The 19,555-nt window shown below is 56.5% G+C and carries 17 protein-coding genes; 7 read left to right on the top strand and 10 right to left on the bottom strand.

Annotated elements, in window-relative coordinates; translation table 11 throughout:
- The first annotated feature begins 63 nt into the window (after positions 1-63).
- Both HMPREF0201_RS06675 and HMPREF0201_RS06670 read left to right on the top strand, forming a co-directional pair.
- Positions 64-504, top strand: coding sequence for a winged helix-turn-helix transcriptional regulator (locus tag HMPREF0201_RS06675; RefSeq protein WP_016535760.1), 441 nt, complete (start codon positions 64-66; stop codon positions 502-504).
- Between the two features lie 175 nt (positions 505-679).
- Positions 680-1,471 (top strand): SDR family NAD(P)-dependent oxidoreductase, encoded by a 792-nt coding sequence (locus tag HMPREF0201_RS06670; RefSeq protein ID WP_016535759.1) that lies wholly within the window; start codon positions 680-682, stop codon positions 1,469-1,471.
- A 32-nt stretch (positions 1,472-1,503) separates the two neighbouring features.
- Here the strand turns inward: HMPREF0201_RS06670 and HMPREF0201_RS06665 are convergent, their stop codons facing one another.
- From HMPREF0201_RS06665 to folE2, 5 genes are read right to left on the bottom strand one after another with little or no spacing between them, the layout of a single operon-like run.
- The gene (locus tag HMPREF0201_RS06665; RefSeq protein WP_016535758.1) at positions 1,504-2,502 is read right to left on the bottom strand and encodes a FecCD family ABC transporter permease; all 999 of its coding nucleotides are present in this window, start codon (positions 2,500-2,502) and stop codon (positions 1,504-1,506) included.
- Positions 2,502-3,455: an ABC transporter substrate-binding protein gene (locus tag HMPREF0201_RS06660; protein WP_016535757.1), complete on the bottom strand. Its 954-nt coding sequence runs from the start codon at positions 3,453-3,455 to the stop codon at positions 2,502-2,504. The genes HMPREF0201_RS06665 and HMPREF0201_RS06660 overlap by 1 nt, the downstream gene beginning before the upstream one ends.
- Positions 3,456-3,474: 19 nt before the next feature.
- Positions 3,475-4,272 (bottom strand): ABC transporter ATP-binding protein, encoded by a 798-nt coding sequence (locus HMPREF0201_RS06655; protein WP_016535756.1) that lies wholly within the window; start codon positions 4,270-4,272, stop codon positions 3,475-3,477.
- A 3-nt stretch (positions 4,273-4,275) separates the two neighbouring features.
- The gene (locus HMPREF0201_RS06650) at positions 4,276-4,836 is read right to left on the bottom strand and encodes an LbetaH domain-containing protein (RefSeq protein ID WP_016535755.1); all 561 of its coding nucleotides are present in this window, start codon (positions 4,834-4,836) and stop codon (positions 4,276-4,278) included.
- Positions 4,826-5,755, bottom strand: a complete 930-nt coding sequence (gene folE2, locus HMPREF0201_RS06645) for a GTP cyclohydrolase FolE2 (RefSeq protein ID WP_016535754.1) — start codon at positions 5,753-5,755, stop codon at positions 4,826-4,828. The genes HMPREF0201_RS06650 and folE2 overlap by 11 nt, the downstream gene beginning before the upstream one ends.
- A 190-nt stretch (positions 5,756-5,945) precedes the next feature.
- On the opposite strand from folE2, the gene HMPREF0201_RS06640 reads away from it, so the two are divergent.
- From HMPREF0201_RS06640 to HMPREF0201_RS06630, 3 genes are read left to right on the top strand one after another with little or no spacing between them, the layout of a single operon-like run.
- Positions 5,946-6,557, top strand: a complete 612-nt coding sequence (locus HMPREF0201_RS06640) for a methylthioribulose 1-phosphate dehydratase (RefSeq protein WP_016535753.1) — start codon at positions 5,946-5,948, stop codon at positions 6,555-6,557.
- 46 nt (positions 6,558-6,603) lie between these two features.
- On the top strand, positions 6,604-8,100 hold the full coding sequence (locus HMPREF0201_RS06635) for an FGGY-family carbohydrate kinase (protein WP_016535752.1): 1,497 nt from the start codon (positions 6,604-6,606) through the stop codon (positions 8,098-8,100).
- On the top strand, positions 8,097-9,125 hold the full coding sequence (locus tag HMPREF0201_RS06630; RefSeq protein ID WP_016535751.1) for an NAD(P)-dependent oxidoreductase: 1,029 nt from the start codon (positions 8,097-8,099) through the stop codon (positions 9,123-9,125). Before HMPREF0201_RS06635 ends, HMPREF0201_RS06630 begins: the two co-directional genes overlap by 4 nt.
- 35 nt (positions 9,126-9,160) lie before the next feature.
- Here the strand turns inward: HMPREF0201_RS06630 and HMPREF0201_RS06625 are convergent, their stop codons facing one another.
- From HMPREF0201_RS06625 to HMPREF0201_RS06605, 5 genes are read right to left on the bottom strand one after another with little or no spacing between them, the layout of a single operon-like run.
- Positions 9,161-10,105, bottom strand: coding sequence for a carbohydrate kinase family protein (locus HMPREF0201_RS06625; RefSeq protein ID WP_039898064.1), 945 nt, complete (start codon positions 10,103-10,105; stop codon positions 9,161-9,163).
- Between the two features lie 7 nt (positions 10,106-10,112).
- Positions 10,113-11,117, bottom strand: a complete 1,005-nt coding sequence (locus HMPREF0201_RS06620) for an ABC transporter permease (RefSeq protein ID WP_016535749.1) — start codon at positions 11,115-11,117, stop codon at positions 10,113-10,115.
- On the bottom strand, positions 11,117-12,103 hold the full coding sequence (locus HMPREF0201_RS06615; protein WP_016535748.1) for an ABC transporter permease: 987 nt from the start codon (positions 12,101-12,103) through the stop codon (positions 11,117-11,119). The genes HMPREF0201_RS06620 and HMPREF0201_RS06615 overlap by 1 nt, the downstream gene beginning before the upstream one ends.
- Positions 12,100-13,605 carry a sugar ABC transporter ATP-binding protein gene (locus tag HMPREF0201_RS06610; RefSeq protein ID WP_055696388.1) on the bottom strand — a complete coding sequence of 502 codons (1,506 nt, stop codon included), beginning with the start codon at positions 13,603-13,605 and terminating at the stop codon, positions 12,100-12,102. The genes HMPREF0201_RS06615 and HMPREF0201_RS06610 overlap by 4 nt, the downstream gene beginning before the upstream one ends.
- 32 nt (positions 13,606-13,637) lie before the next feature.
- Complete coding sequence (locus tag HMPREF0201_RS06605) at positions 13,638-14,618, bottom strand: sugar ABC transporter substrate-binding protein (RefSeq protein WP_039898063.1); 981 nt, start codon at positions 14,616-14,618, stop codon at positions 13,638-13,640.
- Positions 14,619-15,039: 421 nt separating this feature from the next.
- Here HMPREF0201_RS06605 and HMPREF0201_RS06600 point away from each other — a divergent pair, with 421 nt between their 5' ends.
- Entirely contained in the window at positions 15,040-17,346 is a 2,307-nt protein-coding gene (locus HMPREF0201_RS06600) for a molybdopterin-dependent oxidoreductase (RefSeq protein ID WP_016535745.1), read from the top strand.
- Positions 17,347-17,749: 403 nt separating this feature from the next.
- Positions 17,750-19,207 carry a MocR-like pyridoxine biosynthesis transcription factor PdxR gene (gene pdxR / locus HMPREF0201_RS06595; RefSeq protein WP_016535743.1) on the top strand — a complete coding sequence of 486 codons (1,458 nt, stop codon included), beginning with the start codon at positions 17,750-17,752 and terminating at the stop codon, positions 19,205-19,207.
- Positions 19,208-19,555 lie beyond the last annotated feature (348 nt).

Below are 19,555 nucleotides of genomic sequence, written 5' to 3'. Positions count from 1 at the left end.
GGCGCTCATCTTTTCGGCGAAAAAGTTTTATAATAGAACCATACGACTTCACCGGGAGAAGAGATGAAACGCAAAAGCCTCGAAGACAGCGCCTGCTCGGTTGCCCGCACGCTGGACGTCATCGGCGACTGGTGGTCATTGCTGATAGTGCGCGATGCGCTAAACGGCATGGCGCGGTTTGGCGAATTTCAAAAAAGCCTCGGGATCGCCAAAAACATGCTGACCCAGCGCCTTAAGCAGCTGGTAGAGAGCGGCATTCTCGAAGTGCGCCCCGCCTCCGACGGCAGCGCATGGAATGAATATGTTTTGACGGACAAAGGGCGCGAGTTGCAAACCGTGCTTGCCGCGCTTTCCCAGTGGGGCGGGAAAAACCTGTTTGATCGAAACGAAATCTGCACCATGCTGGTCGATAAACAGCATCGCCGCCCTATTCGCAAACTCACTTTGCAGGCCGAAGATGGCCGCGAACTGGCCGCCGAAGACATCACCATTCAGACCCGCTAATTTTCTCTATGCGCCTGATAATTCAGGCGCTTCGTTTTTCTACCGCCGTATTCGCCCGAGATAAGCAAAAAATACCCATCAAATTGGTTGCATTATAGAACCAACATATCTAGATTCTGAACATGGTTTCATTATTAAACCAATTAACCCAACACAACATTCTACGAGGTGCTTTATGGCTAACGCCCACTCTGTCGCGGTTATCACCGGCGCGTCTTCCGGTATCGGTGCTGTTTATGCGGATCGCTTTGCCGCCAGGGGTTACGACCTGCTGCTGGTTGCCCGACGTGAAGATCGCCTGCTCGAACTGGCTGAGAAGCTGGAGGCGCGCTACGGCATTCACGTCACCACGCTAAAAGCAGACCTGACAAACGAAGAAGGGATCGTCGCCGTTGAGCAGGCACTGCGTGATAACCAGCGCATCGGCGTGCTGATCAATAACGCCGGAACCGCCCATCTGGCCCCCTTTATCGAAGGGAGCGCTGAGCTGCATCAGGCGGATATTACGCTGAATATTACCTCGCTAACCCGCCTCAGCCTGGTGGCGCTGGCAAAATTCCAGGCCGAAAACAGCGGCACGCTGATTAACATTGCCTCGGTGCTTTCCCTGCACGCTCGCGCCGGAAGCGCCGTTTATAGCGGCACCAAAGGCTATGTTCTCAACTTTACTCGCGGGCTTCAGGAAGAGGTTGTGGGGTCCAATATCCGCATTCAGGCCGTGCTGCCTGCGGCGACGGCCACGGAAATCTGGGAGCTTTCCGGCGTGCCGGTGACCGCTCTGCCAGAAGGCTCCGTGATGAACACCGAAGAGATGGTTGACGCCTCGCTGGTTGGGCTGGATAACGGCGAGAACATCACCATGCCGCCGCTGCACGATGAAAAGCTCTGGGAGGCATACGAAAAAGCACGCCTGGCGATATTCGATGCTTCTCGCACCGGCGTTCCGGCTCCACGCTATACGGCTTAAAACTCAAGGCGGATGCTGTCCGGCATCCGCCCTTAGCGCCGGGCGACCATCGCCACGATAAAAAAGCCGCCAATACCCGCGGTAATAATGCCGATCGGCAACTCCTGGGGCGCAACCAGCACCCGGCTGAGTATATCCCCGCCGCACAGTAAACCCGCTCCCACCAGCCCGCAAAGCGGCAAGAGTTTTGCGTGTTTAATCGCGGAAAAATGGCGGCAAAGATGCGGCACCATCAGCCCGACAAAACCGATAACTCCGGTGAGCGCCACCAGAAGAGAAGTTGAAAAAGCGCAGCAGAGAAAAATTTCGGTACGCAGGCGGTTAACATTGATGCCGAGAGAAAACGCCGTTCGGTCTCCGGCCAGCAGCCCGTCCAGCTCGCGCCACCTCAGTAAGCAAAAAGCCAGCAACAGCCCCAGGCTCGCGGCGGCAAAGCCCAGATTATCCCAGCGCGCCAAACCCAGCCCGCCCAGCGACCAGAACAGTATCGAGCTTGCCGTGCGCTGGTCACCGGCGAACACCAGATAACTGGTCAACGCCCCGAACAAAAATGAGATCGCCAGCCCGCAGATAATCAGCGTTTCCGCCCCGCGCTCCCGCTTAAATTGAAATAGCGAAAGCACCGCGATGGAAGAAAGCAGACCGCCGCAGAAGGCGGCGACCGGCAACGTCCATCCGCCAAAAAAGTCGCCAAAACGGGTAAATACCAGCACCGCACCGGCAGACGCGCCCGAAGAGAGACCGAACAGGAACGGGTCAGCCAGTTCGTTGCGCGACGCCGTTTGCAGCAGCGCCCCCACTACCGCAAGCCCGGCCCCGGCGATCAGCGCAAGCAGCGTTCTCGGCAGCCTGATATCCATGACGATGCTGCGGATCATCGGCGCAATATCGCTCGAACCGGGATGAAGCGCGGCAACAACCTGATGCGGCGTAAGCCGAACCGTGCCCTCCGTCAGGCTCAGCGCGGAAAACAGTAGAATCAGCAGCGCGGCCAGGCAAACGATCGTCCAGTAGCGCGATGCTACCGCCATCAGTTAGCGCCTGGCGCATACAGCGCGTGAGCCAGTTTTTCTACCGCGCCGATATTCGCCGGGCCGGGCGTTAGCTCTGAATATTGCAGTTTCAAATAGCGATGATTTTTTACCGCCGGAGTCAGCTTCATCAGCGGATGGCGCTCAAGGAACTGGCGCAGCGAATCCGCGCCGCCGCCGGTCTGGTAATCCAGCAGGATAATAAAATCCGGCTCCGTCGCCGCCACATTTTCCCATGATGTCGTGCCCCAGCTGGTATCCAGGGCAGCCATCGCGTTCTGGCCGCCCGCCGCCTCGATTATCGCCTGCGGCATGGCATATTTGCCGCTGGTGAACGGCTTATCTTCCCCGGAGTCATAAACAAAGACTTTCGCCCGGCTGCCGCCCGGGGCATGAGGGAGCGCGGCCAGCCGCCGTTTCCAGCCATCCACCAGCTGCTGCGCGGCCTCCTGCTTGCCGAATATTTTGCCGAGCGTTAGCTCATCGTTATAAAGCAGCTCCATGCTGGCTTTCTTTTTGCTCTCGCCGGAGATGGCGCAGCTTTCGCTGAGCACAAACGTTTTGATGCCATATTTTGCCAGGCTATCGGGCGTAACATCCCCGCCGACTTTCATGCCGTAATTCCAGCCCGCAAAGAAGAAGTCCGGCTCGGCGGCAAGCAGCGTTTCCAGCGCCGGGTATTTGGGCGCCAGCTCGGGAATCGCCCCCATTTGCTGCCTGAATTCCGGGGTCATTTTGTACCAGCCGGAGATGCCGGTAAGGCCAACAATCTGCGGCTGTAGATGGAGGGCAAAAGCCATCTCCGACATATTCAGATCGTTAATCACCGCCCTTTTGGGCGCCTGGGTGAATACCACGGGCTTACCGCAGCTGGAGACAGTGACGGGAAAACCAGAGGCGAAGGCCGTGGCAGATGCAAAGGCGAACACCAGGCCTGCGGTAGTTTTTAGCATGTGAATAATCCCTGAAAAGTTAGTGTTGGCGTGAAGTTTCAAAAAAACGCACCCGCTTTCCATGCCTGTCTGGATGGGCAACCGTAAAGCTCTCAAGCCCGAAGACCGGGCGAATAGCCTCGGTTCGCAGCGCAGAATCCGGGGCGTTAAAAGCAAGCTGCTGGCCCGCCGACAAAATCAGCACCTTGTCGGCAAACCCTTCAATAAGATTAAGATCGTGCAGCACCGCAATAACGGTCGTTCCACGGGCTTTAACCAGCGACAGCAGCTCTTCCCGCCCGGCGAGATCGAGATGGTTGGTCGGCTCATCAAGCAGCAGCAAGCGTGAGGTCTGGGCTAAAGTACGGGCGAGAATCGCGCGCTGCCGTTCACCGCCGGACAGGCAGGCAAGAGATTTATGGCGCATGCCCAGCACGCCTGCCTCCTTCATAGCGCCGCAAACAATGCAGCGGTGAGCTGGCTCGGCCATGTCGCGCACGAATGGCAGCCGCCCCAGGGCCACATAATCCTCAATCGACAGGCGCAGGTCCGGGACATCGTTTTGCGACATCACGGCAATAAGTTTTGCCCGCAGCAGCGGATGCAGGGAAGCAAGCTGCTGCCCGGCTAAGGTTATCTCCCCTTCGGCTTTAAGCTCGTGGCTCAGCGCGCGCAGCAGCGACGTTTTCCCGCTGCCGTTGGGGCCAATGACCGTGAGGCACTCTCCTTTAAGCAGCTGAAAATCTATCGCTACCGGCCAGCGGCCTCCGTGCGGGCGCGTAATTGAGCGCAGCGTGACCTCAAGTTCCGGCAAGCCGCTCTGCTTATTCCCTGTCATTATTCAAAACTCGTTGCGCAGCAGTTGGTAGCCTTCCACCAGCCTGACGTTGGTACTGGCAACCTCTTCCGAAAATTGCAGCGAAGCCGGGTCAACGCGGGCGTATTTTTCAAGTTCGGAGTCAGGCCCCACGCGCTCGGTAGAAGGGATATAGGTTTGCTCGGGCAGCGTTACGCCGTCCACCACCGCGTTATAGCGAATAACGCAGCCTGTTTTGATATGGCAGTTGAACAACACGCTGTTAAAGCCGATAAACACGCGCTCATCAACCCTGCAAGGGCCGTGAACAATCGCCCGGTGAGCAATAGAAGTCCCGCTGCCGATGGTCACCGGCGCGCCGCTTTTAGAGTGGATAACCACGCCGTCCTGAATATTGGAATGCGAGTGGATGATAATCGGGTCCATGTCGCCTTCGGCATTCAGCTCGTCGGCGCGGATAACCGCATACGGGCCGACATAAACATAATCATGAATAATCACCCGGCCACAGATAACCGCCGTCGGGTCGATATAGGCTTTAGTCGAAACCTGCGGGAGGTGGCCGGAGGGGTTTTTACGCAGCATAGTGATTTCCTGTCCAGTTAATACGGGCCACGGCATTGTGGGCATGAAGGCTTTCCTGGTGCTCGACGCGAACTTCGAAAGCGGAGCAAAAGGCGCTCCCCAGCAGCGCCTGATTCAGGCGGCGGGCCGCGTCTTCGCAAAACATCAGGTTCTGCCCGTTAGCGAGGGCAAACGCCTGCTCATCGGCGCGTTTGACTACCGTCTGCACCGCGGTCGCTAAGGCCGTTTCGCAGCAATCAATCACATCAATAAACGGCAATATCCGGGCATCAGGCTTCAGGCGGCAACTCACCCAGGCCCAACTTCTCTGGCTGTGGGGCGTACCGGGCATGCCACGCTCGCCAAGCCAGGCTTCAACTTCCGCCACGGACAGGCGGTCGCTACGCTCGCCAAAGTCGAGCTGGAACTGCTGTTGCGCCAGATTGCGGCTCAGCGCCGCCGAGGCCGGGCAGGTAGATGAATAAGGAATGCCCACCCGCACGGTGACGGTGAAATCAGAGCCGCGCCCGGCCTGTACCTGAACGGGATAGGCCTTCCAGCCGAAGCGGTTTGAGGTGAGAGATTTACGCGACAGCAGCAGATCGCCGGATAGCGTTATCGAGGCCATATTGCTGCAACGCTGGTGCGAGACAAGAAATTCGCCGAGCAAATTACGCAGCGAGGCAGGCGTCACCTCCTGCTGAGTCAGCGCGTCCAGCAGCAGGTAAAGCCGCGACATATGAATGCCTTTTTCCGCCTCCGGGGAGCTGAGAAGATTAATCCCCGCGCTCACTTTCGCCGTCAGCGGCCGCCCCGCAATTTCGACCGGGAGATCTATTTGCTCCATGCCAACCCACGAAAGGGTGGCGTCGCTATGCTCGCCTTTCAGCGACTGAATATCCGGGAGTGTTTTTGGGCAAAGCGCGGGCGTTACGGTCATAGCAGAAAGAGTCACCTTCAGATTAATTTGTTACGTTATAACATAACAAATACCATCAATGCAAAATGGCGATTTTTCTGGCGTTTCACGATGCGGGAAGTGTTGCCCGTCTGTTCACACAATGATAGCATCATGTAAACGGCCATTTAGACGGCTAGACAGACAAATTACAAGAATAAGGAACACCTGTATGTGGCAAGAAAGGCTCGGGCAGTTAGTCACCACCTGTCATTGGATCGGCGCCAAAGGCTGGGCACCGGCTACCGGCGGCAATATGTCGGTGCGTCAGGACGCGCAGTGGTGCTGGTTAAGCGAGTCCGGGCGCGATAAAGGCAGCCTGACCGGTGAAGACTTCCTGCAGGTTGATATTGCCACAAACCAGGCGCCTTCAGGCCGCAAACCTTCGGCGGAAACCGGGCTACATACTTTGGTTTATCGCCTGTTCCCGGAAGCTAACGTGGTGCTCCACGTTCACACCGTCAACGCTACCGTGCTGTCGCGTATTGAAAAAAGCGCCACCCTGAACATCAGCGGCTACGAAATGCAAAAGACCCTTACCGGGCAGCAATCGCACCTCGACACCGTGCCTATCGCCATCTTCGACAACGATCAGGATATCGATGCGTTAGCCAAACGCATCGAGCAATATGCTCAGGACAACCCGCTGAACTACGGCTTCCTGCTGCGCGGCCACGGCCTCACCTGCTGGGGCAAAGACGTGAATGAAGCCCGCCGCCAGCTGGAAGGCCTCGAGTTCCTGTTTGAGTGCGAAATGCAGCGCCGCCTTTACCAGCGCGATTAATTTTTAGTCTTTCTGACTCCGGCTCACCAGCGCGAGGGCAAGCGGTATGGATTATTTCCTGGGTATTGATATCGGCACGTCGCGGGTAAAAGCCGTGCTGTTTGACGGCAATTTTCATGCGGTTGCCAGCGCGGCGGAGTCAACCGCACCTTCACTCTCCCCTCAGGGCTATGCTGAACAGGATATGGAGCAGCTCTGGCTATCGGTGGTGCGCACGCTGCGCCAGGTTGCCGACTCGCCAGAGCTACGCCACGGCGAGCTGAAGGCAATTGGCCTCGCGGGCCAGGGCGAAGGCGTCTGGCTTAGCGACCGCAGCGGCAACCCGGTCAGCCCCGGGATTTTGTGGAGCGATACCCGCAGCCGCACGCTGATGGACGAACTCCTGCTGGCCCCGGGCCTGGACAAAGCGTTGTTCGATGAAACAGGCTCCCAGCTACAACCCTGCAACACCAGCCTGCAGCTTTGCTGGCTCCAGCGTAACCAGCCGGAACGCCTCGCCGCCGCCGACTATATTTTCTTCGCTAAGGACTGGATCCGTTTTCGCCTGACCGGAACCGCCGCGCTCGAGCTTACCGATACCAGCGCGTCATTACTGAACCAGTCGAGCGGCGAACTCTCAGACTTTGCTCTCAACGCGCTGGGCATTAGCGAGCTGAAGGCAAAATTCCCTCCCCTGCTGCGCCCCGAATCTGTGGCGGGCAGCCTGAGCGAAGAGGCTGCATTGCTGTGCGGGCTTGCCGCAGGCACGCCGGTCGCCGCCGGTGCGCTGGATGTATGCAGCGCGGCGCTGGGCTGCGGCGCGATCCATGACGGCGATATTTACACAATTCTCGGCACCACCTGCTGTACCGGCGTGGTTTGCCACGGCCGCGAGACGGTAAGCAGCGGCACCCGCTTCGTCACCCACACCGAGCCGGGCAGTTTTATCAATCTGTTCCCGATGCAGGCCGGAACGCCGAACATTGACTGGCTCCAGCAGCATATTTCCCTGACGCCGGACCTGGTCGAGCTGGAGCGGCAAATTGCCACCGTCCCCCCCGGCAGCGGCGGCGTGTTCTGGCAGCCTTATCTGAACGGCGAACGTGCGCCATTTTACAGCCCGACCGCCCGCGCAGGATTCTTTGGCGTAGACCAGCACACCTCTCGCGCGGCTTTACAGCGTGCGGTTTTCGAAGGGCTGGCTTACGCCATCGTTGATTCACTGGCGGGCTACTCCAGCGAAGGCGACCTCTATCTCACCGGCGGCGGCGCGGCATCGGCAACGTGGCTTCAGATTATTGCCGACTGCACCGGCAGAACCGTAATCGCCAGCCACTTTAATGAACTTAGCGCCAGAGGCGCAGCGCTGCTGGCTGCACGTAGCGTTCACGCCCTGAATGATTACCCGGCCATCGAGCAAACCCGCTATCAGCCGCACCCGCAGGCGCATGCCGCCTACAGGGCGCTGTTCCCGGTCTTCCGCCTGCTGCGCGAGCAGCTCCAGCCGGTCTGGCAGGCCAGACACCAGGCTTTACAGAGTGTTTCTCAGGATAACGAACAATGAAAATCGTCTTTACCGCCGAATACGCAGGAAGTCTTGACCCCTTCAGCCAGCTCGGAGAGCTGATCGTCGAGGGCTGGGCCATCGGCAAGCCAAAACTCCAGGCCCCGCAGATTATCGATCTTGCCCACGATGCCGAAGTGATTGTCACCAGCTATGACGACATCACCGCCGAAGTGATTAACAGCTGCCCGAAGCTACAGGTTATCGCCTGTACCCGCGCTAACCCGGTCAACGTTGATATTCAGGCCGCTCGCGAGCGCAATATTAAAGTGCTCTATACGCCGGGCCGCAACGCGGACGCCGCCGCAGAGCTGACCCTGGGCCTGATGCTGGGCTTAATGCGCCATATCCCGCAGTCGCATGCCGCCCTGAAACGCGGGGAGTTTACCCGTGAGGCTCAGGCCGAACAGCATACTCAGGAAGGCCTGCGCAAAGATGTGGTCTGGGATGTTAGCCCGGAAAGCCCGTACGAAATATTTAAAGGCGGCGAGCTGCGAAACAAGACTTTGGGGCTGATTGGCTACGGCAATATTGGCCGCCGAGTAGCACGCATCGCCCGCGCATTTGGGATGAACATCCTGGTGGTTGATCCCTTTGTTGCCGCCGAAGATATCGACGAGCCGGGACTGCATAAAACCACACTGGACGCGCTATTCCGTGAGGCCGATATTGTCAGCCTGCATTTAAGCAGCGGGCCGCACAGCGATGGGCTGGTCAACGCGAAACTGCTGCAAACAATGAAGCCCGGCGCGAAGCTGATTAACACTTCCCGCGCCTCGGTCGTGGTAGAAGCCGACCTGATAGCAGCCCTGCGGCACGGCCCGCTCGGCGGCGCAGCGCTGGACGTTTATCACCAGGAGCCGCTGTGGCGTGACCACCCATTCATCAGCGAGCTGAATAACGTCATTATTACCCCGCACATTGCCGGGGCCACACGCGAAAGCATTCAGAAACATACCGCGATGATTGCCGCCGATCTTCAGCGTTTTGTGGCGGGAGAACCGCTGCTATACGCCTGGCGCTAAGACAAAAAAACAGGCCTTCGGGCCTGTTTTTACGGTTATGCAATCAGCGGCGTTGTCGCCATAAAATCCTGCAAGTGTTCCCAGTCCACCACGCCTGCATCCGATCCTAATCCTGTTGCCACCAGCGCCGCCGTTGCCGACGCAATCCGGCAGGCCTCTTCCACGGATAGCCCCCGCGCAAGAGCAGCAATAAACCCGCCGCAGTAGCTATCGCCGCAGCCGGTAGTGTCGCTGACCGTCACTTTATAGGCCGGAAAATGCAGCGTGCCCTCAGGACTGAACAGCCACGAGCCGCTGGCTCCGTCTTTGAAAATACAGCAGCCAACGCCGAGACTCAGGAAGAAATCCGCTACTTCGGCAGGCTCGGACAGCCCGGAGATGAACTGCGCTTCTTCGAGCGCGGGCATAAAGTAATCCACATGCGGCAGCAGCGGGCGTAACAGCTCAAGCGTATTTTCATTCGGCGCGATCAAATCAAAGCTGGTAATGACCCCGCGCGCTTTAGCCGCAGCCAGCAACATCGTGCTTTGCCCGCCGTCCATCGCCGCCAGCAAACCGGTGCCGCCGTGGTGCAGAAAGCGGCAGTCGAGCACGTCGTCAAACTGAGCCTCATCGACAAAAAGCTCGTCAGACGCGCCGCGGCAATGCAGCGCCGGACGTTCACCGTTGGGGCGAATCGGTAAGATTGTCGCCGAGGTTTCTTTGCGCGCAGTACGGCTTATTAGCGAGCAGTCGATACCGAGACGGCGATAGCTGCCAAGAATAAACTCCGCCTTTTCATCTTCACCAAGACAGGCCGCCGTGGCGGTGCGGATACCCAGTTTTGCCGCATTCACCAGCGCACCGGCCGCCGTACCCGCCGGATTAAGCCTGATTTGTTCAATAAACTGCACCCCGCCACCCTGCGGAATACTGACCACCGGGCGGCCAGCGATATCGAGAATAGTCAGGCCGACGAACACTGCATCAAATTTGCTCATGGCTTCCTCACTCATTCCGCTGACGCAGGCGCGCCTGCCAGAACGATACGGCCAGCGCCACCACCAGAATCACGCCGACCAGTGCATCTTTTACCAGGTAGTTAAGCCCCATCAGATTCAGGCCGTTATCAATAATCGCCAGGAACAGCACTCCGCCGAGCGTGCCGCCCATGCTTACCCGGCCCTGGCGCTGGAACGCAGTGCCGATAAAGACCGCGGCAATCGCGTCCATCAGGTAGGACTGCCCGGCAAGCGGAGTAAACTGCCGCAGGTTAGCCGACAGAATAATGCCGCCGACGGCGCACATCGCCGAGGCGGCAATCAGCACCCAGAAGAGAGTGCGTTTATCGGCGATCCCGGCAATACGCGCGGCTTCGCTGTTTTGCCCTACGGCGCGCACGCGCTTGCCAAACAGGGTTCGCTCGGTCAGAAGCCAGGCCGCAAGCCAGACCACCAGCACAATCAGCACCGGCATCGGAATGCCCCACAGATTGCCGACCGCAAGGTCATGATATTCCGGCGCCATGCGGCGCATCGAAATCGCCCCGCCGCCGTCGGTGTAAATACGCTCCGCGCTGCTGGCGATAAACCAGGTGCCAAGCGTGGCGAGGAACGGTTTGATACGGCAGGCCAGAATCAGGAAAGCATTAACCAGGCCAATCATCACCCCGCCCAGCAGGGCGCACAGCACCGCCACCTGCCACGGAAGCTGCCAGGTTTTCAGCGCAATCAGCGCCATCATCGCGCCGAAGTCGATAGCGACGCCGACCGAAAGATCGATAGCACCCGCGCTAACGATAAGCGTCATCGCCAGCGCCACAATCAGCAGAATGGCGCTGCCCTGTAGCAGATTGCTCCAGTTATCCAGCGTCAGAAATACCGGGTTAGACAGGCTAAACAGCACGATAAAGAATAGCGTGACCAGCGCAAACCCGGCGCGGGAGAGCCAGGCGAGTGGTTTCTTGCCGGACTCGCCTGCCGGTATGGCCGCCGCGGCAGAAATGACTTTCATTATTTGCTCCCCTTCTGCTGCAAGGCGGAAGCCGCCAGCACCACCAGAATCAGCACGCCTTTAATCGCGCCGACCCAGAAAATATTCACGCCCAGCAGCCCGAGGCCGTTAGACAAGGCGTTAACCAGAATGGCGCCCAGCAAAGCGCCCCAAATGGTCACCACGCGGCGGCGGGAAAATGCCGCGCCGAGGAAGGTTGCCAGCACCGTTTCCATCAGCAGCGGCGTTGCCGTTCCGCTGGAGCTGCCGGAGCCCTGAGCCAGCAGCGGGAATACGGCAAGCCCGGCGGCAACGGCGGCAATCAGCCAGGAGGCCAGCGTCAGGAGGCGCACATTAAGCCCGGACATCTGAGCCATATCTTTGCTGCCGCCGGTAGCCTGCAGGTGCTGGCCGAAGCGGGTGTAATGCAGCAGAAACTGGAAGCCAGCAAAAACCAGCAGCAGATAAATCAGCGCGTAAGGCACGCCGAGCAGGCTGCCGTCGCGGAATGCCACCATAAGCGGATCGCTTACGCTGATGCGGCGCTGGCCGGTAAGCAGGTCGGTCAGGCCGGTAAAAGCCACAGAGGTAGAGAGCGTGGCAAGCAACGGCGGCAGCCCGGCTACCAGCACCAGCAGAGCGTTAATCCCGCCGCAAAGCAGGCTGAGGGCGGCAACCAGCAGCAATAGCAGAGGCCACGGCGTCAGCCAGTCGGTCATTCCGAGGCTCAGCAACGCTACGCCAAACACCGCAATGGCCGGGAGGGAGAGATCGATGCCTCCGGAGACAACATCATCCCCGCCTGCGGCAATCACGCAGACCAGGCCAAAGCTCAGGATGGCCAGCGGCACGCTTTGCACCAGCATCAGGCTGATGTTTTGCCAGCTCAGGAACCACGGGGACTGAATACTCAGCCAGACCAGCAGCGCCACAAACAGCAGCAAAGGGAATTTTTCAAACAGCGCAACGGAGCGACGAGCCACGAAGCTGCGAATTTCAGTGCTCATAAAGATTGTTCCTGCCCACCGTTGATCGTTGCCAGCAGCGCATCAAGCGTTAGCCCCCGGGTCGGCAAATTCGCCACCAGCGAACCGCGCCACATCACCAGAATGCGGTCACACAGGCCAAGCAGCTCGGTGGCATCGCTCGAAGAAACCAGCACAGAGCGCCCCTGGTCGGCCAGCTGGCGCGTGCGCTGGTAGATGTCGCTTCTGGCGCCGATATCCACGCCGAGCGTTGGCTCATCAAGGATAAAGAGGCGTGCGTCGGTGCCCAGCCAGCGGGCAAGGATAACTTTCTGCTGGTTGCCGCCGCTCATATAGCGCACCGGCAATTCCGGTTTAGCGGGGCGAATGCTAAGCCGCTCTATCCAGTCACGGGCTTTTTGCAACGCACGCGAGCGGTGCTCCCAGCCCAAAGTGGCCGTCTCGTGCAGCGAGGCAAGGTTGATATTGTCGGCGGCTGAAAACGGCAGGATCAGACCCTGATGGCGGCGATCGCGGGGGACCAGGGCCATACCGACCCGAATAGCCTGTCGTGGAGAGCGAATGCGGCGCACACGCCCGTTTATCGCTATTTCGCCCCGTTTAGCAACGGTAAGCCCGTAAAGGGTATCCACCAGTACGTCACGCCCCGCGCCAAGCAGGCCCGCCACGCCGACGATTTCACCTTTATGAATGTCAAAGCTGATGTCCTGGAGCTGCTGACCGTCGGAAAGTGAACGTACGCAGAGCAGCGGCACCTCGTCGGCTGAAGCATCGGCTTCGTGCTGGCGAGGGGTATAGAGCCGGTCGATTTCGCGGCCCACCATCATATGAATCACCGCGTCGGTATTCTGTAATACTTCGCGGTCGGGATAACCCACAACTTCCCCATTACGCAGCACGGTTCCCCGGTCGCACAAAGAGGCGATTTCGTTCAGGTAATGGGAGATATAAAGGATGGCGATGCCCTGATCCCGCAACCGCAGTATGGCATCGGAAACCAGGCTTGCTTCGTGGGCTTCAAGCGGCGCGGTAGGCTCGTCGAACACCACCAGTTTTGCCGCGCCATCTATCAGCGCTCTGGCAATTTGCACCAGTTTGCGCTCGGCAAGGCTGAGCTGGCGAATGAGCCTGTCCGGGTCGATAGTCAACTGCCAGGTAGAAAGGAAAAAGTCCCGCGTGGCCTGGCGCATGCGCCGGGAGTCCAACATACCGCCCGCGCGGTGATACTCCTGGCCGAGAAATACCGACTCCGCCACGGTAAAATGTGGGATCAGGTTCAGCTCCTGGTGAATAACCCGGATCCCCTGAGCCTCTATAGTCGCAGGCTTACCAAGCGGAAGCGGAACGCCGTCAAGCGTTGCCGTCCCGCCATCGGCCTGATAAACCCCGGCAAGAATCTTGATTAATGTGGACTTGCCCGCCCCGTTCTCACCGATCAGGCCGTGAATTTCACCCGGCCCGATGGTCAGCGTGACCGCGTTTAACGCGGCCACATTGGCAAAGCGCTTACTAATGCGGTCCATCACCAGACCGCGCTGCGTCGTTGCTGCGTTCACTACTTCAGTTCACCGTAACCCAGTTTTTTATATACGGCTTTGGCTTCATCCGGGCCTTTAACCGGGATAACCGGAATAAAGGTCTGGATTGGCAGCTTCTGGCCTGCGAAGTAGCGTGCCACGTTCTCGGCGGAGGTCTGGCCGATAAGGTGCGGCTGCTGGGCGACGTTTGCCACCAGCGGGCTGTCTTTTTCTGCCATGATCTCCAGCGTTTCCGGGCCAGCGTCAATAGCGGTTACCTTCACGTCTTTATCACGCCCGGTCTCTTCCAGAGCCTGAACAATACCGATTGCGGGCTGGTCCCAGCAGGCTACGTGGATAGCATCCAGCTTGCCTTTCGGGTACTGGCTCAGCAGTTCGAGGGTTTTCTTGCGGGCGTCTTCCGGCGAGTTAGCAAATTGCTCTGCCAGCTCCGGCTGAATAATTTTAATGCCAGGATAATCCTTCAACACATATTTCCACTGGTCATAACGAATACCGCAAATGCGCAATGAGTTAGAAAATGCGTTAAATACCGCCACGTTGCCTTTCCCACCCAGCGCATCTGCCATATAGCGGCCAATGGTTGAACCCAGAGTGTAGTTATCGGACGTGGTGTTATTTACGGAATACTGCGAAACATGGTCAACGGTAAATACCGGAATACCGGCATCGCGCAGCGCTTTGAATTTAGGCTCAACCGCGCTGTCGCCTAAAATACTAATGACCGCATCAACCTTGCGCGACAGCAGAATATCGTGGTTATTAGCGTGAACCTGGTTGTCCCTGCCGCCGTCAACGCCAATGACCTTGCCGCCGAGTTTTTCAACCTCTTCGGTCGCGCCTTTATACGCCTCGCGATCCCAGAAATGCTGGGTTCCCACTACCGCAACCCCGATGGTTTTACCCTGTAACGAAAGTGAGTCTGCGGCAAAAGCAGCCCCGGATGCCAGCGTCATCAGGCCCACGGCGACAGACAAAATTCTTTTTTTAACCTTCATTGCTATAATTATCCCGTATTCATTGGTCATTAATGCCACAGCATGACAACAAGCAGAACCCGACCCAAATAAAAAATAGATATATCTTATATTTCCATAGTCACGCCGCTATGTCACTTTGCAACTACCCTTATGAACATGAATAAAATACATGTAAAACAGCAACAAGAGAAAAATTCAACCACAATAAAACAAAGGGCAACGCCATTTTTTGGCTTTATTTTTAAAATTACAAAATAATATTAAACAGCGATGCATTAAGGAAGATTAATTATAAACACTGCCGTTTTATAAAAATTAAACAGCATCAACTGATATTGCGATCATTTACCCCATTTCGCATTGTTGAGCGGATTTTATTTTTTCTTGTTTCCACCTTTATGATGCCGGTTTAGCGCTATTAACAAAGCATGGTACGAGCATGAAAGCCGAACATCAGCTGGCGGTAATGCACTGGGGCACTTACCAGGTCACGACCGAAGGCGAACGCATCGCCGCCGTTTCCCCCGTCGAGTGGGATAAATACCCTTCCCGAATTGGTCAGTCCTTAACGGATTCCGTCACCGGTAATACGCGCATTCGCCGCCCGGCGGTTCGCCTCGGCTATTTGCAAAATGGCCCGGCATCCCGCGAAGGGCGCGGCAAAGAGCCGTTTGTAGAGGTGAGCTGGGAACAAGCGCTGGACCTGCTGGCACGGGATCTTCGTTCGGTACAGGAGCGTTGCGGTAACGAGGCTATTTTCGGCGGCTCCTACGGCTGGGCCAGCGCCGGACGTTTTCACCACGCACAAAGCCAGCTGCACCGCTTTCTTAAAGGATTTGGCGGCTATACCGCCAGCACAAATACCTACAGCAGCGCGGCGGGCGAACGCATCCTGCCGCACATTCTCGGGCCGCTGAGTCCGCTGCATAAGCAGCACACGCATTTTTCGGTGCTGGCGGAGCATTGCGAGATGTTTGTCGCCATCGGTGGACTGCCGCTGCGAAATGCGCAGGTCAACGGCGGCGGCGCGAACGATCATATGCTGAAGCACTGGCTAGAACGCCTTGAGCAAAACGGCGTGCAGTTCGTCAACATCAGCCCGGTGCAGAACGATCTTAGCGCAATACGTGATGCTAAATGGCTGGCAATTAAGCCCGGCACCGACACTGCGCTGCTGCTGGCGCTTTGCCATACGCTGGTCGCCGAATCCCTGCACGATAGCGCCTTTATCGGCAGCCATACCGTTGGTTTTGAACAGCTGCGCGGCTACCTGCTGGGCGAGAAAGACGGCGTGGCAAAAACCGCAGGCTGGGCGGCGGCCATTACCGGGATCGACGAGCAGCAAATCCTGAGCCTGGCACGAACCCTGTCCGGCAAGCGAGCTATGGTCAATATTTCCTGGTCGATTCAGCGCGCCCGCCAGGGCGAGCAGGCCTACTGGGCAACGGTGGCGTTAACCGCCCTGCTCGGCCAGATAGGGACACCCGGCGGCGGCCTGGCCTTTGGCTACGCCTGCACCAACCTTGCCGGTGCCGCTCGAGTTCCCTTCTCCGGCCCTCGCCTGCCCGCAGGGGAAAACAAGGTAAAAACGGTCATCCCGGTGGCACGTCTTTCGGACATGCTGCTCAATCCCGGCGGGGAATACGAGTTCGACGGCAAATTTTGCCGCTACCCTGATATTCGACTCGTTTACTGGGCCGGAGGCAACGCCTTCCACCATCACCAGGATCTCAACCGGCTGGTTGAAGCCTGGCGACGCCCGGAAACCGTGGTTGCCCATGAGCAATACTGGACGGCACAGGCCAAGTTTTCCGATATTGTATTGCCGGTCACCACTTCACTGGAGCGCGATGACATCGGCAGCGGCAGCCACGACGGATTTATGATTGCCATGCGCCAGCAAATTCCCGCCGTGGCAGAAGCGAAAGACGATTACGCTATTTTCTGCGCGCTGGCGGAAAGGCTCGGTTTTCATGAGAAATTTAGCGAAGGCCGCAGCGCCGCCGAATGGCTACCGCATCTCTATGAGTCCTCGCGCGAACGCGCCGGGGAAGATGGCGTCGATTTGCCGCCGTTTGATGACTTTTGGGAACAGGGAAAACTGGAGTTTACCGCCCCGGCTGCCCCGCAGGTCTTTCTGGCTGATTTCCGTGCCGACCCTGAGCGTTTCCCGCTTTCCACGCCATCGGGGAAAATCGAGCTTTATTCTGAAACGGTAGCCGGGTTTGGCTACCGCGAATGCCCGGGCTACCCGTTCTGGGACGAAGAAGAAGCCAGCTTCCAGCAGCGCGAGGCGGAACAATGGCCTTTGCATCTGCTTTCCAGCCAGCCGCGCACGCGCCTGCACAGCCAGTACGATCACGGCAGCGTCAGCCTCCAGACTAAAGTTCAGGGGCGCGAACCGCTGTGGATGCATCCTGAAGATGCCCGGAAGCGCGGAATTAATGAAGGCGAAGTGGTGCGGGTATTTAACGCTCGCGGCGCTATCCTGGCGGGCGTGCATATCAGTGAGCAAATCCTGCAAGGCGTGGTGCAAATCTCCACCGGCGCCTGGTATGACCCGCTGGATCCGGCGACGCCGGGGTCGCTTGATAAGCACGGCAATCCAAACGTGCTGACCGAAGACCGGGGTTCTTCACGCCTGGGCCAGGGCTGTAGCGCCCAAAGCTGCCGGGTAGAGATAGAACTTTGGCGTGAAACCCTGCCGCCCGTCACCGCATTTGATCCCCCTGCATTTGTTAGCTGAGTCACACGCCACAAGGTAGAATCCCGGCTAATATGCCGGGTAATGCTTTCGCCAGCTGATAATTAATAGAACTATTTCTGGCTGGCGACTTTTGCCTGCCAAATGTCGATCCCCTGCTTTTATTTTGATCAATCCTTCTGCCGTAGCTAACGTTAATATTGCCCCAAAGTTAAATTCACTGCCTTCGAACATGAAAAACTGCCATTATGGCAACAGGTAATAAACTTACTCCTTAAAAGTAAAAAGATACCTCAAAAGCATTAGAATTGACTACGCGATCATAAATTAGCAGTGAATTAAAGGTGATAATTCCTATTGTATAAATATATGTATTGTAGGCTATCCGGCAAAACAGCAATACTTGGCTATTTAGCACGCAGGTCTTTCATATCTTAGGGATAACATGAAGCCTTCTATGCATTTTCCTGATTTTGATTTTCTCAACTCGCCTTTATCCAGGGAGTCAGGCGACTCATTACAGCAACAGCTATATTACCGAATAAAAAATGCCATCAACGAGGGAAAATTAAAGCCCGGGGACAAATTACCCGGCACACGCAAAGTGTGCGAAACGCTGAATATCGGTCGAAATACTGTGATCATTGTTTATGAACTGCTGGCTGCAGAAGGGTTTGTTATATCCGATAATACCGGAACACGTATTTCCGCTATGTCTCCAGAAAGCGCTCCCGTGCTTCCGGCGGCGGTGAATAAGTCCGCAATTTCTATGGGTTCTATTGACATCACCCAGCAGGTCATTAACTCGGCATTTTTTCCCGGCATCCCTGCATTGAATATATTTCCACATAATGAATGGCGCCGGGCTGAAGACAGGGCTTCACGTAAAGCCGGCTCGACCATACTTAACTATGGGCTTCCGGACGGCGAACCGGCCTTAAAACAAGCTGTAGCGTCATTCCTGGCCACTTCCAGGGGCGTTAACTGCATGCCGGAGCAGGTAATATTGTCCAGCGGGCTGCATAAAACGCTGCAAATGTGCCTGCGCCCCATTACCCAAAAAGGTGACCTGGTGTGGGTAGAGAATCCCGGTTATGAGTTTGCCAAAAGCCCATTTCGTAACGCGGGACTCAACGTCTTACCCATCGACGTTGACCGGGATGGCATCAACCCCAGCCTGGAGATGTGGCAAAAATACCCTCCCAGAATCATTTACCTCACCCCTTCTAACCAATACCCAAGCGGCGCAGTGTTGAGTCTTGAACGCAGAGTAAGCCTTGTTGAGAATGCTATAAAACATAATGCGATAATTATAGAAGATGATTATGGCGGGGAATTTCATCATGCAGGCCCGCACATTATCTCTATGCAGGGAATAAATAGTCAGGCCCCGGTGATTTATATCGGCTCATTCAGCCAAATGATGTTCCCCGCTTTACGCATCGGTTTTGCCGTCCTGCCCCCCTCGCTGTCTCCTGAGATCAAAGCATCGCTGCTCACGTTACCGCACGGAGGAAACCGCCTGACTCAACTCACTCTCACCGAGTTTATCGAAAGCGGTCGTTTTATTCGTCATCTCAATAAAATGGGCAAAGCGTACCAGCAAAAAAGAGATAAACTAATAAAAGCCCTTAAAAAGTGCCTGCACTGCTCATATGAAATAAGCGGCCAGCACGGTAGTACCCAACTCACGCTTAATCTTCCTGCAGAAATCAACGACAAATTATTAGTCGAGCAGGCACAGCAGCATGGCATAAATATGCTTCCACTCTCGCTATTTTGTGCCCCCGGGACGGCAATAAAAGCAAATGGGGTGATAATAGGTTATGCAAATACGCCGTCTGATTTGTATGAAATGTATATTGAAAAAATAAATCAGATAATAGAATCGCAAAGAAAATAAACCTGAAGATATACCAGCTTCGCCCGTAAGGACTCTCGTTATGCTTGTCCCTGCTGGGCGAAAGGTGACATTTGCGAATGTAAGACGGGATGGGTAGGACACATTATTTTATCAGGTAAGATTAAAATCTAACCAGGCCATGAATCCACTAAGAACATTCCAGACAACCAGAGTTTTATGCTGATAAAAGCGGATGAATATCCTTACCTCGCAATATTACACTCCGTTCGTGACCATCATCAATCACATATTTAAATTAAAAAAATATGTTTTTTAATTTAAATTCAATAACTTAAAACAACAAATGCAATTTACACCCTGATTTGACGATTGTCAACATTGATGGAA

The organism is Cedecea davisae DSM 4568 (assembly GCF_000412335.2).
GTDB classification, from domain to species: Bacteria; Pseudomonadota; Gammaproteobacteria; order Enterobacterales; family Enterobacteriaceae; genus Cedecea; species Cedecea davisae.
The sequence above is the reverse complement of the archived record's forward strand: the minus strand, read 5'-3'. Positions and strand labels throughout refer to the sequence as shown.